Source organism: Pseudomonas sp. Arb-4-2C (genome assembly GCF_055755015.1).
In genome coordinates, this window is the sequence record NZ_CM146899.1 from 6,280,100 (window position 1) to 6,293,780 (window position 13,681).

The 13,681-nt window shown below is 60.3% G+C and carries 14 protein-coding genes; 8 read left to right on the top strand and 6 right to left on the bottom strand.

The features are described 5' to 3' along the window. Positions 1-8: 8 nt before the first annotated feature. Entirely contained in the window at positions 9-413 is a 405-nt protein-coding gene (locus AC0J41_RS28480) for an acetyl-CoA sensor PanZ family protein (protein WP_025110936.1), read from the bottom strand. A gap of 223 nt (positions 414-636) precedes the next feature. Here AC0J41_RS28480 and AC0J41_RS28485 point away from each other — a divergent pair, with 223 nt between their 5' ends. The 7 genes from AC0J41_RS28485 (at position 637) to AC0J41_RS28515 (ending at position 6,454) form a co-directional block, all read left to right on the top strand. After that, positions 637-2,301 carry an OFA family MFS transporter gene (locus tag AC0J41_RS28485; protein ID WP_025110935.1) on the top strand — a complete coding sequence of 555 codons (1,665 nt, stop codon included), beginning with the start codon at positions 637-639 and terminating at the stop codon, positions 2,299-2,301. A 271-nt stretch (positions 2,302-2,572) separates the two neighbouring features. Next, on the top strand, positions 2,573-3,166 hold the full coding sequence (gene hisB, locus AC0J41_RS28490) for an imidazoleglycerol-phosphate dehydratase HisB (protein WP_007909204.1): 594 nt from the start codon (positions 2,573-2,575) through the stop codon (positions 3,164-3,166). Then, complete coding sequence (gene hisH, locus AC0J41_RS28495; protein ID WP_025110934.1) at positions 3,166-3,804, top strand: imidazole glycerol phosphate synthase subunit HisH; 639 nt, start codon at positions 3,166-3,168, stop codon at positions 3,802-3,804. The genes hisB and hisH overlap by 1 nt, the downstream gene beginning before the upstream one ends. Beyond that, positions 3,805-4,065: a DUF2164 domain-containing protein gene (locus AC0J41_RS28500; RefSeq protein WP_025110933.1), complete on the top strand. Its 261-nt coding sequence runs from the start codon at positions 3,805-3,807 to the stop codon at positions 4,063-4,065. It abuts the gene before it with no gap. A 42-nt stretch (positions 4,066-4,107) separates the two neighbouring features. Continuing rightward, positions 4,108-4,845 carry a 1-(5-phosphoribosyl)-5-[(5-phosphoribosylamino)methylideneamino]imidazole-4-carboxamide isomerase gene (gene hisA / locus AC0J41_RS28505; protein WP_003220753.1) on the top strand — a complete coding sequence of 246 codons (738 nt, stop codon included), beginning with the start codon at positions 4,108-4,110 and terminating at the stop codon, positions 4,843-4,845. A gap of 9 nt (positions 4,846-4,854) precedes the next feature. Further along, positions 4,855-5,625, top strand: a complete 771-nt coding sequence (gene hisF, locus AC0J41_RS28510; protein ID WP_007909211.1) for an imidazole glycerol phosphate synthase subunit HisF — start codon at positions 4,855-4,857, stop codon at positions 5,623-5,625. Positions 5,626-5,698: 73 nt separating this feature from the next. Continuing rightward, positions 5,699-6,454 carry a substrate-binding periplasmic protein gene (locus AC0J41_RS28515; protein WP_473014211.1) on the top strand — a complete coding sequence of 252 codons (756 nt, stop codon included), beginning with the start codon at positions 5,699-5,701 and terminating at the stop codon, positions 6,452-6,454. Here AC0J41_RS28515 and AC0J41_RS28520 read toward each other — a convergent pair. From AC0J41_RS28520 to gpmI, 5 genes are all read right to left on the bottom strand, one after another. Further along, positions 6,435-7,805, bottom strand: coding sequence for a Vps62-related protein (locus AC0J41_RS28520; RefSeq protein ID WP_473014212.1), 1,371 nt, complete (start codon positions 7,803-7,805; stop codon positions 6,435-6,437). The genes AC0J41_RS28515 and AC0J41_RS28520 overlap by 20 nt on opposite strands. 117 nt (positions 7,806-7,922) lie before the next feature. Then, a complete protein-coding gene (locus AC0J41_RS28525) occupies positions 7,923-8,699 on the bottom strand; it encodes a divergent polysaccharide deacetylase family protein (RefSeq protein ID WP_473014213.1) in 777 nt (258 codons plus the stop codon). 2 nt (positions 8,700-8,701) lie between these two features. Continuing rightward, complete coding sequence (locus AC0J41_RS28530; RefSeq protein WP_025110929.1) at positions 8,702-10,021, bottom strand: S41 family peptidase; 1,320 nt, start codon at positions 10,019-10,021, stop codon at positions 8,702-8,704. 31 nt (positions 10,022-10,052) lie between these two features. After that, on the bottom strand, positions 10,053-11,339 hold the full coding sequence (locus AC0J41_RS28535; protein ID WP_473014214.1) for a murein hydrolase activator EnvC family protein: 1,287 nt from the start codon (positions 11,337-11,339) through the stop codon (positions 10,053-10,055). Between the two features lie 245 nt (positions 11,340-11,584). Further along, complete coding sequence (gene gpmI / locus AC0J41_RS28540; protein WP_025110927.1) at positions 11,585-13,114, bottom strand: 2,3-bisphosphoglycerate-independent phosphoglycerate mutase; 1,530 nt, start codon at positions 13,112-13,114, stop codon at positions 11,585-11,587. A 153-nt stretch (positions 13,115-13,267) separates the two neighbouring features. Here gpmI and AC0J41_RS28545 point away from each other — a divergent pair, with 153 nt between their 5' ends. Further along, complete coding sequence (locus AC0J41_RS28545; RefSeq protein ID WP_473014215.1) at positions 13,268-13,681, top strand: rhodanese-like domain-containing protein; 414 nt, start codon at positions 13,268-13,270, stop codon at positions 13,679-13,681.

Consider the following 13,681-nt stretch of genomic DNA (forward strand, 5'->3'; position numbering starts at 1 on the left):
GGGCGCAGTCATGTAGCGATTACTTCTAGCGGCACTTGCAGTTTGGCGGCCAGCGCCTGCGCTTCAAGGTGTCCGGCAGGGGCTAGCAAGCGCAGTTGTGCACCCGCTTGCGACGCCATTTTTTGCGCTTGGTTCACCAGCCGCTCGGCCACCCCACGGCGTCGGGTAACTTTTCTCACACATAAATGGGACAAGTACCAAACAGTGTCGTGCCTTGTCAGACGCGCCGCACCGAGCAGGCGATCATTGAAACGTCCTGCAATCAAAGACCCGTCAGCCAGGCTGCTTTCGATCAGCCGGGCGTCCCCGCAATACGGTGCGAACAGCCATTGCGGGGCGTCACGATAGATTTTCTGCAAGTCCTGTTGATCCTGATAGCTGGCATCGTTCAGCGCTTGGACAACGATCGGCATGGCTTTTTCCTGAGAGGGAGGAGATCAGATGACACGAAAAAGGTGATATCAGTTTGGTTTTTCTGTCACGTGCAAATGGTAACCTTCGCCGGTTCGTCCGTCCTTCTGCGACGTAACGTCGCGCCTCAAGGAGCTTCACCTTAAAAAACGGTCATGCCTGCGTGCATTAAGGCCGAGGGTGAACAGTGGCTGGCGAACCATACTAATAATTGGGGGATACACAATGAGCACGAGCATCACGGCGGGCGGCCTGCAAGCCGACCAGCCTGCGTTCCTGTCCAAGGAGCGCATTATCGCCAAGCCCGGTTTCAACCGCTGGCTGGTTCCACCGGCCGCGCTGGCCATTCACCTGTGCATCGGCATGGCCTACGGCTTCTCGGTGTTCTGGTTGCCGCTGTCCAAGGCGCTGGGCGTTACTGCTCCAGTGGCTTGCGCACCGGACATGAGTTTCATCGCACAAGTATTTTCCTCGCAATGCGACTGGCCGATCTCGATGCTCGGCTGGATCTACACCTTGTTCTTCATCTTCCTCGGTTGCTCGGCAGCCATCTGGGGTGGCTGGCTGGAACACGCAGGCCCGCGCAAGGCTGGCGTTGTGTCGGCACTGTGCTGGTGCGGCGGTCTGCTGATCTCGGCGCTGGGCATCTATACCCACCAGATCTGGCTGATGTGGATTGGCTCCGGGGTGATCGGCGGTATCGGTCTGGGTCTGGGCTACATTTCGCCGGTATCGACCCTGATCAAGTGGTTCCCGGACAAACGCGGCATGGCCACTGGCATGGCGATCATGGGCTTTGGTGGCGGCGCGATGGTCGGTGCACCACTGGCTGCAGCGCTGATGGGCCACTTCGCTTCGCCAACCAGCGTCGGCGTGTGGCAGAGCTTTCTGGTGATGGCTGCGATTTACTTCGTGTTCATGATCGGTGGCGCGTTGTCCTACCGCGTTCCGCCAACCGGCTGGAAGCCTGAAGGCTGGACTGCGCCGGCGAAAAAAGCCTCGAACTCGATGATCACCCACCGTCACGTGCACGTGAACGTGGCGTGGAAAACCCCGCAATTCCGTCTGGTGTGGCTGGTGCTGTGCCTGAACGTGTCCGCCGGTATCGGCATTCTGGGCATGGCCTCGCCACTGCTGCAGGAAGTGTTCGGCGGCAAGCTGCTGGGCGTTGACGTGCCGTTCGGTCAACTGGACGCCGGGCAACTGGCTTCGATTGCCGCCATCGCGGCCGGCTTCACCGGTCTGCTGAGCCTGTTCAACATTGGTGGCCGGTTCTTCTGGGCTTCGTTCTCGGACTACCTGGGTCGCAAAAACACTTACTTCGTGTTCTTCGCCCTTGGTTTTGCCCTGTACGCGTTGATCCCGAACATGGGCCATCTGGGCAACGTTGCGCTGTTCGTGGCGGCGTTCTGCATCATCCTGTCGATGTACGGCGGTGGTTTTGCGACTGTTCCGGCGTATCTGGCCGACCTGTTCGGTACGCAAATGGTCGGTGCGATCCACGGTCGCCTGCTGACTGCCTGGGCGGCGGCCGGCGTGCTCGGTCCGGTGCTGGTGAACTACCTGCGTGAGTATCAACTGAGCATCGGCGTTGAGCGCGCGGCCGCTTACGACATCACCTTGTACATCCTCGCCGGCCTGCTGGTGCTGGGTTTCCTGTGCAACCTGCTGGTGCGTCCGGTGGACGACAAGTACTTCATGACTGACGCCGAACTGGCTGCAGAGCAGGCGCTGGGCCACGACAAAGGTGCCGACGCCAGTACGGTTCTGGAGTGGAAAGCCGCACCGGGCAGCAAGCCGCTGGCGATCGCCGCGTGGCTGGTGGTGGGGATTCCGTTGGCGTGGGGTGTGTGGGTGACCCTGCAGAAGACGGCGGTACTGTTTCACTAAGTGAACGGTAAAACGCAGTACCCCTGTGGGAGCGGGCTTGCTCGCGAATACGGAGTGTCAGTCGACATCAATGTTGGCTGACCCACCGCTTTCGCGAGCAGGCTCGCTCCCACATTTGTTTTTGGGGTGCCTGTAATGGCTTGTATGGACATGTCTACCCGCGACAGCCGGGGCTTCTGTCCGTCAGGCATATTGCGTCTCGTGTTTCTGTTTCGGCCCCGCGTGCCTATAATGGCTGCCTTTTTCGCCCAATGATTTTGCGGAGCTGGTGATGGCCGAACGTAAGGCGTCTGTCGAGCGCGACACTCTGGAAACCCAGATCAAAGCCTCGATCAACCTTGATGGCACCGGAAAGGCCCGATTCGATATCGGTGTACCTTTTCTTGAGCACATGCTGGATCAGATCGCCCGTCACGGGTTGATCGACCTGGATATTGAATGCAAGGGCGATCTGCATATCGACGACCACCATACCGTGGAAGACGTTGGTATCACCCTCGGCCAGGCCTTCGCCAAAGCCATCGGCGACAAGAAAGGCATCCGTCGCTACGGCCATGCCTACGTGCCGCTCGATGAAGCGCTGTCGCGCGTGGTCATCGACTTCTCCGGCCGCCCAGGCCTGCAGATGCACGTGCCTTACACCCGCGCTACCGTTGGCGGCTTCGACGTTGACCTGTTCCAGGAATTCTTCCAGGGCTTCGTCAACCACGCACTGGTCAGCCTGCACATCGACAACCTGCGTGGCACCAACACGCACCACCAGATCGAAACCGTGTTCAAGGCTTTCGGCCGCGCCCTGCGCATGGCCGTCGAGCTGGATGAGCGCATGGCCGGGCAAATGCCATCGACCAAAGGCGTTCTGTAATGCAGACGGTTGCAGTTATCGACTACGGCATGGGCAACCTGCACTCGGTGGCCAAGGCTCTGGAGCACGTCGGTGCCGGCAAGGTGCTGATCACCAGCGACGCGGACGTGATCCGCGAAGCCGATCGCGTGGTATTCCCCGGTGTTGGCGCAATTCGCGACTGCATGGCGGAGATCCGTCGCCTCGGTTTCGATTCGCTGGTGCGTGAAGTCAGTCAGGATCGTCCGTTCCTCGGCATCTGTGTCGGCATGCAAGCCTTGCTCGACACCAGTGAAGAGAACGATGGCGTCGATTGCATCGGCCTGTTCCCGGGGGCGGTGAAGTTCTTCGGCAAAGATCTGCACGAAGACGGCGAGCACCTGAAAGTCCCGCACATGGGTTGGAACGAAGTGAAGCAGAAGGTCAGCCACCCGCTGTGGCATGACATTCCGGACATGGCGCGTTTCTACTTTGTGCACAGCTACTACATCGCCGCTGCCAACGCGCGGCAGGTGGTGGGTGGCGGTCATTACGGCGTCGATTTCGCTGCGGCGCTGGCCGATGGCTCGCGTTTCGCCGTGCAGTTCCACCCGGAGAAGAGCCATACCCATGGCCTGCAATTGCTGCAGAACTTCGCCGCGTGGGACGGTCGCTGGTAAATGGCTGTCAAGAAGTCCAAACCGCCGATCCTGACCCTCACTCCCGAACAGGAGAACGAGGCCAATCGCAAGATTCAGCGGTTCATGGAAGACCGTTTCGAACTGGACCTGGGTTCGTTCGAGGCGGCGGAAATTCTTGAGCTGTTTACCCGCGAAATTGCTCCGCACTATTACAACAGGGCGATTTTCGATGTGCAGACCCACCTCAAAGAGCGGTTTGAAAGCATCGAAAGCGACCTGTGGGCGCTCGAGAAAAACTGATTTCCGAGCCAAGCTGAACATTCAAATTTGAAGGTTTGCCAGATGCTGATTATTCCCGCTATCGATCTCAAAGACGGTGCCTGCGTACGTCTGCGCCAGGGCCGCATGGAAGATTCCACAGTGTTCTCCGATGACCCGGTGAGCATGGCTGCCAAGTGGGTGGAGGGCGGTTGCCGCCGTCTGCATCTGGTCGATCTGAACGGCGCTTTCGAAGGTCAGCCGGTCAACGGCGAAGTGGTCACCGCCATCGCCAAGCGCTACCCGACTCTGCCGATCCAGATCGGCGGCGGCATTCGCTCGCTGGAAACCATCGAACACTACGTCAAGGCGGGCGTCAGCTACGTGATCATCGGCACCAAAGCCGTTAAAGATCCGGCCTTCGTCGCTGAAGCCTGCCGCGCGTTCCCGGGCAAGATCATCGTCGGTCTGGATGCCAAGGACGGTTTTGTCGCCACCGATGGCTGGGCTGAAATCAGCACCGTGCAAGTCATTGATCTGGCCAAGCAGTTCGAGGCCGACGGCGTGTCCTCGATCGTTTATACCGACATCGCCAAAGACGGCATGATGCAGGGCTGCAACGTACCGTTCACCGCAGCCCTGGCCGCTGCCACGAAGATCCCGGTGATCGCGTCCGGCGGCATTCACAACCTGGGTGACATCAAGTCGCTGCTCGACGCCAAGGCGCCGGGCATCATCGGCGCAATCACCGGCCGGGCGATCTACGAAGGCACTCTCGACGTCGCCGAAGCGCAAGCTTTCTGCGACTCGTACCAAGGCTGAGGACTGACCATGGCGCTGGCCAAACGCATCATCCCTTGCCTGGACGTGGACAACGGCCGGGTCGTCAAAGGTGTGAAGTTCGAGAACATCCGCGACGCCGGTGACCCAGTGGAAATCGCCCGTCGTTATGACGAGCAGGGTGCCGACGAGATTACCTTTCTCGACATCACTGCCAGCGTCGATGGCCGCGACACCACGCTGCATACCGTCGAGCGCATGGCCAGCCAGGTGTTCATCCCGCTGACCGTCGGCGGTGGCGTGCGGACCGTGCAGGACATCCGCAACCTGCTCAATGCCGGTGCGGACAAGGTGTCGATCAACACCGCCGCAGTGTTCAACCCTGAGTTTGTCGGCGAAGCCGCGCAGCATTTCGGCTCGCAGTGCATCGTCGTCGCTATCGACGCGAAGAAGGTTTCCGGCCCGGGCGAAACTCCGCGTTGGGAAATCTTCACCCACGGCGGACGCAAGCCGACCGGTCTCGATGCGGTCGAGTGGGCGAAGAAGATGGAGGGCCTGGGAGCCGGTGAGATTCTGCTGACCAGCATGGATCAGGACGGCATGAAGAACGGCTTCGACCTAGGTGTGACCCGCGCTATCAGCGATGCGCTGGGCATTCCGGTAATCGCTTCTGGCGGTGTCGGCAACCTGCAGCACCTGGCTGACGGCATCCTCGAAGGTCACGCCAGCGCAGTGCTCGCCGCAAGTATTTTTCACTTCGGCGAATACACCGTGCAGGAAGCGAAAGCGTATATGGCCAAACGCGGCATCGTGATGCGCTAATCCGTACAGGCCAGTGGACAGCATGGCGTACCCAAGGCACTCTTGGGCACGCCATGGATTCCGGTAGCCCGACATGATCAAACGCCTGCTTCTTGTTCTCGCCAGTGCTTCTTTGCTGTTGCTCAACGCAGCGCGGGCCGAAAACAGTCCCGACACCGATCTGGTGCTCCTCACCGAAAACTTCCCGCCCTACAACATGGCGAAAGACGGCAAGAACTTCGCCAAGGGTGAGAACATCAATGGCATCGCCACCGACATCGTGCGCGAGATGTTCAAGCGTGCGGGGCTCACCTACAGCCTGACATTGCGTTTTCCATGGGAGCGGGTCTACAAGCTGGCGCTGGAAAACCCCGGCTACGGCGCATTCGTGATGGCGCGCCTGCCGGATCGCGAGAATCTATTCAAATGGGTCGGCCCGATCGGTCCCGACGACTGGATCATGTTGGCCAGGGCCGACAGCAAGATCACTCTCGAAACCCTCAACGATGCACGCAAATACAAGATCGGCGCCTATAAGGGCGATGCGATTGCCGAGACGCTGGCCAAGCAAGGTTTGAAGCCGCTGGTTGTCCTGCGTGATCAGGACAACGCGAAAAAACTGGTCAACGGCCAGATCGACCTGTGGGCCACTGGCGATCCTGCCGGGCGTTATCTGGCGCGGCAGGATGGAGTCACCGGTCTCAAGACCGTGTTGCGCTTCAACAGCGCCGAACTGTTCCTGGCCCTGAACAAAGACGTGCCGGACGCTGTGGTCGCCAAGTTGCAGGCGGCGCTGGATCAGATGCGCAAGGACGGCGTTGTCGACGACATCATGTCGCGCTATCTGTAACGGTTGCTATCTGTAGCTCAGGTTGTGCAGCGGTGACTGGCTCATCCGTTTCATTGGCGATCGTGGTGAGTGGCGCTGCCATCGCCTGCAGCGAAGGGGCGAGGACCTGAGGCTCCTCGGGCGTGTGCTCACTGATATGCAGACTGGTGCCATCGGTATAGCTGAGACCGCTGGTGACTGTTGTGCCATCTGCACGCAGCAGACTGTAATCACATTGAATCAGGTAGACCGCCACCGTTCTGTTTTTCGGCGCGAACGCGATAATTTCCATGGGAGTGGAATTGAACCACTCGTTTGAGTGGGATTTGCTCTGAGTAAAAACAACTTCAAGCTGCGCCGAGAATGCCATCGCCGTTGGCATGCTGGATTTCCATTGACCTTCAAACGCTACCGAAGTCGCTCTAGCGAAAATCAAGAGGCTGGCAGGAGCCTGTACGCGTGGCGCCGTCCACCTGAACGTCCTGCTCGCTGACGCTGGATTATGTTGATGGCCGACAAGCAGATACCGGTCAGTTCTTTGCAGAAGATAAAAGGGCGATGAGCGTAGTTGTTCGAGAGGCGTGAGCAACGGGTCTTTTATGGTGAACCAAGGCAGTTTGGCGGTATGGGTGGACGTGTCCGGTTCGCTTGGTGGTATGGGGCCGCTCAATGTTGGCGCCACTGGGCGGGCGTTCATCTCCAGCGGGATCGGCATGCGCAATGAATAGGCTGGAGAATTCTCGGGCGTGGCGTAGCCGTTTTCACTTATCGCGATACCGGGTGCAAGGTGAATTTCACCGGGCGCAGCCACCGGAGGCGCGATGCTCCAAACGCTGACACTTTGTTTTGCGCCACTGCCCCTGTCGTTCCAGATCAGCTCATTGACGTTCGAGGCAATGACCAGGTCGGCGCGGACGCAGCGAACGGCGTTAAGTGAAGGTTTTTCGTGATCATTGGAGCAGACAGAACCCAAAGCCACGTAGCCCTCCGGAGCAATGGGTCTCCAGATAGCCCCGTCCTTTCTGGATTTTGTGCCTGTGTCTTTCCAGATCAACTCGAAGTCGTCCGGTCGACTCAATGCCTTGCCCTTGGCGGGATCCGAGCTGGCGATCTCCGCCTCGCAAACCACGACAGCCACAGCGCCGGCGTGATTGATGTTGTCGAATCCGGCAGCGATCACATCGCCCAACGGAAAATAGCCCGGCAACACATCCGGTGCTGGGGTCGGGCGCCAGAAGGCAGCGGGTTTCGCCCGTGAGCCGGCGCTGTCCCAGATCCGGTGAAATTCCGTGGTGAAGTTGATCAGCAAATTATCATGCTTGATGGCCTGCATTTGCCCGGTCGGGCTAGCGGCGTTGTCGTGAATAGTCATCGTCAGTCCTGATAGTGAAAGGCGACTCATGGGAGTCGCGACCCGTTGCAGGTCTTACTATCCGGATGTGTGTCAGGCTTCTGGCGGTAACTATGTAATCAATGTCGTGACACGGTATTACCGATATACACCGTCTTTTCCATGACCAGCCATGGCGCGATTGCTGCGCACGCTGATCATCTGCTTGATGTCGATCCACTCGATGCCCTGGGCCTTGAGCTTCGGCAATTCGCGCTCCAGCACGGCCAGCGTCTGCGGGTACGGGTGGCCGATCATCACTGCCGAACCTTGCTTGCGCGCCAGGCTGATTGCCGTCTGCAACTGGGTGTAGATTGCCGCTTCAGTGCGCTCGTCATCGAGGAAGACGTCCCGCGAGACACTCGCCAGATCGATCTTCTGGGCCTGCTGCGCGGCGACGGTTTGTGCGCTGGTGCGGCTGTCGACGAAGAATTTGTGGCGGCGCTGCAACTCGCCCATCAGCCAGGCCATCGCCACCGGTTGCGCGGTCATGCGGCTGCCCATGTGGTTATTGATGCCGGCGGTGTAGGGGACTTTTTTGAACGCCGCATCGAGGCGTTTTTCCAGCTCTTCGAGGGGCAGGTCGGGGTGCCAGGCGTACGGGCCAGTGGCCGGGTCCATGGGCATGTGCAGGATTACGATCTTGCTGGCACGATGAGCCTCGCGGGCGAATTCGGTGGCGTGCGGGGTGTCGGGCATGATCGCCGTGGTCACCGGGCCGGGCAGGGCCAGCACGCGGCGATCCCGGGGCAGGTTCTGCCCCAGGTCATCGATGATCAGTGTCAGGTAGGCTTTGTGCGGCGTTGAGCCGGCGGGTTCTGCATGAGCAGCACCCGCCAGACAGCACAGCAGGACGAAGAGCCAACGCAAAGGCATCCTCAACGGCCGGAGGTGATGCTCAGGCCTTTGAGCAGGCTCAGGGCCTGGGCCAGCTGGTAATCGTCATCCTGCGGCATGGCCTTGGCCTTGGCGCCGGAACCGGACGGCTTGTCCGCGCCGCCGTTGCCGTTGCCGAGGTGACCTTGCAGATCGGCTTCCTTGAAGTAGTCGCCGTCCGCCTCGTTGGTGATCTTGGCCTTGCGCACTTCGATGTCCGGGACGATGCCCTGGGCCTGGATCGAGCGGCCATTGGGCGTGAAATACAGCGCCGTGGTGATCTTCAGCGCGCGGTCGTTGTTCAGCGGCAGCACGGTTTGCACCGAGCCTTTGCCGAAACTGGTGGTGCCCATGACCACGGCGCGTTTCTGATCCTGCAGGGCGCCGGCGACGATTTCCGAAGCCGAGGCGCTGCCACCGTTGATCAGCACGACCATCGGCACCGCTTCGCTTTCGTCCTTGCCGGTGGCAGAGAAGCGCAGCTCGGAGTTGGCGATCCGGCCTTTGGTGTAGACGATCAGGCCTTTCTTGATGAAGTGGTCGACCACTTCCACCGCCGCTTGCAGCACCCCGCCCGGGTTGTTGCGCAGGTCGAGAATGATGCCGTTGAGTTTCTTGCCGTTGTCCTTGCGCAGCTTGGCCAGGGCCTTGGAGACTTCTTCGCCGGTCTTGACCTGGAACTGGGTGATGCGGATGTAGCCATAGCCCGATTCCAGCAGCTGTGCCTTGACGCTCTTCACTTGAATCACGGCGCGAGCCAGGGTCACGTCGAACGGCGTTCCGCCGTCACGGACCAGGGTCAGGGTGATTTTCTGGCCGATCTTGCCGCGCATCTTGTCCACGGCTTCGGTCATGGTCTGGCCACGAGTCGGTTGGCCGTTGATCTTGACGATGAAGTCACCGGCCTGGATGCCGGCCTTCGATGCAGGCGTGTCGTCGATCGGCGACACGACTTTGATGAAGCCGTCTTCGGAACCGACTTCAATGCCCAGACCGCCGAATTCGCCGCTGGTGCTTTCCTGCAGCTCGGTGAAATCTTCAGGGCCCAGGTACGCGGAGTGCGGGTCGAGGTTGCTGAGCATGCCCTTGATTGCGTTTTCCAGCAGGGTCTTGTCGTCCACCGGCTCGACATAGGCGGCCTTGATCCGATCCATCACCTCGGCAAAGGTGCGCAACTCTTCCAGCGGCAGCGGTGCCTTGGCGGTCGCGGCAGTGCCTGCCGGAGCGACAGCCGGGGCCGGTTGAGCAGCGAACGCCAGAGGCGCGCCGATCACCAGGGCGATCGTCAGGGCCAGCGAGGTAAGGCGGGACAAATGCAGCATGTCGAACGAACTCCTGAATTAGGCGACGCGCTTATCCTTGCGCGTGACACCATTGCGCCGGATCACTCGGGTGACCCTGCTGACGAATTGCGAAATACAGCGCTGGTGTGTCCTGACCGCCACTGTTACCCACAGTGGAAATCGACTCACCGGCTTTTACTACGTCACCGGCCGACTTGAGCAGCGTCTGGTTGTGACCGTAAAGACTCAGATAACCATTGCCGTGATCGAGGATCACCAGCAGCCCGGCACCGCGCAACCAGTCGGCGAACACCACACGCCCGCCGTGTACGGCATGCACCTGGCTGCCGGCGGCGGCGCTGATCATCACGCCATCCCACTTGGTGCGGGCGTCGTCGCCACGGCTTTCGCCGAAGCGTGCCAGCAGTCGACCATCAACCGGCCACGGAAGTTTTCCCCGGGTTGCAGCAAAAGGGCCACCAAAGGTCTCGCCGCTGCTGGACACCAGCGCGCCTGGCGTTGATCTGACCGGTTTTCGTGGGGCGTCGCTGGTATCAGCCTGCGCCTCACGCAAGCGCTTTTTTTCCGCTTCCTGCTGGGCGATCAGCGCTTTCTGCCGCGCTTCTTCTGCCTCACGGGCCTGGCGGGCCAGGGTTTCTTCAATGGTTTTAAGGACTTTAGACAGGTCTGCCTGATCCTGCTCGCGGGCGGCCAGTTTCTGGTCGCGGGCTTTCACGTCATCGTTGAGCTTGGCGAGGACCTGCTGGCGCTCCTTGCGGACTTTTTCCAGCTCGTCGCGCTGGGTGTCGAGGCTGCTTTTCTGTACCAGCAATTGCGCTTGTTGCATGGCGATGTCTTTTTCGACATTGGCCAGTTGGCGCAGGGTCTCGTTGAAGTTCTTCAACTGCTCCAGGCGGGCCTGGCTCAGGTAATCGTAATAGGTGAGGGTGCGGGCGAATTTCTCGGGATTCTGCTGGTTGAGCAGCAGCTTGAGGTATTCCTGACGGCCGTTCTGGTAGGCCGCGCGGGCCTGGATGGCGATCAGTCGCTGTTGTTCAGTGCGCGCGCTCTGGAGTTTTTTTTTCTCTGCATCGAGCCGCTGTAGCTCGGATTCGCTTTTCTTCAGCTCTTTTTGCAGGGCATCGACCTGCTTCTCGAGCTTGCCCATCTCGGTTTCAGTGCCCTTGAGCTCTTTCTGCACGCCGGACTTTTCTTCCTGCAGCTTGCCCAGCAGCTTTTTCAGCTCGGCAATGTCCTGACGCGTGGCATCCAACTGCTGTTGGGTTTGCGCGCGCTCGTCAGCGAAGGCCGGTTGGAGCAGGCAGGTCAGAGCGAGGGCGATCAGGACGCGGAGCATAGAGGCGGGCGGCACCAGGGTAAGGGACGGGCCTAGTATGCCCGCCCGACGCTGCAAAAAAAACGCCCAATTGGGCTTGTGTGATAACTGGAGCAGATTTGGTAATAAAAATAGCGCAAAACCAATGTGGGAGCGGGCTTGCTCGCGAATGCGGGGGTGTCAGTCAACATCAACGTTGCTGATACTCCGCATTCGCGAGCACGCCCGCTCCCACAGGGTTTTGCGGTGATTTGGCGATTCGGGGGTTACACCAGAATCGAGGTGCCGGTCATTTCCGCCGGTTTTTCCAGGCCCAGCAGCATCAGCATGGTCGGAGCCACGTCCGCCAGTACGCCGCCTTCACGGACCTTGAGGTCACGCTTGCCGACATAAATGAACGGCACCGGCTCGGTGGTGTGCGCGGTGTGCGCCTGGCCGGTGGAGGCGTCGGACATTTGCTCGACGTTGCCGTGGTCAGCGGTGATGAGCGCTTCGCCGCCGACCTTTTCCAGGGCCTCGACGATGCGCCCGACGCAGGTGTCCAGGCATTCCACGGCCTTCACCGCAGCGTCGAACACGCCGCTGTGGCCGACCATGTCGCCGTTGGCGTAGTTGACCACGATCACGTCGTAGCGCTGGTTTTCGATGGCATCGACGATGCGGTCGGTGACTTGCGGTGCGCTCATTTCCGGTTGCAGGTCGTAGGTGGCGACTTTTGGCGATGGGATCAGGATGCGCTCTTCGCCCGGGAACGGTTCTTCACGGCCGCCGGAGAAGAAGAAGGTCACGTGGGCGTACTTCTCGGTTTCAGCAATGCGCAGCTGAGTCTTGCCGTTCTTCGCCAGGTAGTCGCCGAGCACGTTTTCCAGGCTGCCGGCGGCGAAGGCCGATGGCGCCGGGATGCTGGCGGCGTATTGGGTCAGCATGACGAAACCGGCCAGTTTTGGCTGGCGCGCACGCTCGAACTCCTTGAAACCGTCTTCGACGAACGCGCGGGTCAGCTCGCGGGCGCGGTCGGCGCGGAAGTTCATGAACACCACGGCGTCGCCGTCTTCAACCTTGACCGGCTCGCCGATGGTGGTGGCTTTGACGAATTCGTCGCTCTCGCCACGGGCGTAGGCGGCGTCGAGGCCTTCCTGCGCAGTCGCGGCGTTGAACTCGGCGTTGCCGTCGACGATCAGGTTGTAGGCCTGGGATACGCGGTCCCAGCGGTTGTCACGGTCCATCGCGTAGTAGCGGCCGACGATGCTGGCGATGCGGCCCTTACCGAGTGCCTGGAAGGTCGCATCGAGCAGTTCGATCGACGAAGTGGCGCTTTTCGGCGGGGTGTCGCGGCCGTCAAGGAAGGCGTGCAGGTAGATTTTTTCGGCGCCGCGCTTGAACGCCAGCTCGGCCATGGCGATCAGGTGATCCTGGTGGCTGTGCACGCCGCCATCCGACAGCAGGCCCATGAAATGTACCGCTTTGCCGGCAGCCACGGCTTTATCCACAGCGGCGCATATGGTCGGGTTCTCGAAGAACTCGCCGTCGCGGATCGCTTTGGTCACGCGAGTGAAGTCCTGATACACCACGCGACCGGCGCCAAGGTTCATGTGGCCGACTTCGGAGTTGCCCATCTGGCCGTCCGGCAGGCCGACGTCCATGCCGCTGCCCGAGATCAAGCCGTTCGGCACGCTGGCCCACAGGCGATCGAGTACGGGCTTGTTCGCCGCATACACGGCATTGGATTCGTGGCTGTCACTGTGACCGAAGCCGTCGAGAATCATCAGGACCAAAGGTTTAGGCGTGGTAGTCATGGAATCCACTCGTGGCTAATAAAGAAGAGGGCGATGGAAAAGGGAGTGGCAGTTTAATGCGAAGTTCCTGCGGCGTCACCGCCGGACGGGGTTTGGCCCACCATGGCTGCTGTGTATACTGGCCGACATTTTAACGCCCTGGAACCTCCTTCGATGGTTGCTCACCTGATTGAATTTGCCACTAACCACTACATTCTTGTCGGTATCTTCGTCGTACTGCTGGCTCTGTTGCTTGCCCACACGATGCAGGTCGGGGGTAAAAGCCTGAGCACCGGCGAGCTGACCGCACTGGTCAACAAAGAAGCAGGCGTGGTGGTGGACATCCGTCCAACGAAGGATTTCGCTGCCGGCCACATCGTTGGCGCGGTGAACATTCCCCAGGACAAACTGGCTGCGCGCATCGGCGAGCTGGAAAAACACAAGGCCAAGACCATCATTCTGGTCGATGCCCTGGGCCAGACCGCCGGCACCCACGCCCGCGAACTGATGAAATCCGGCTTCACCGCCGCCAAGCTGTCCGGCGGGATCTCCAGCTGGAAAGGCGACAACCTGCCACTGGTGAAGTGA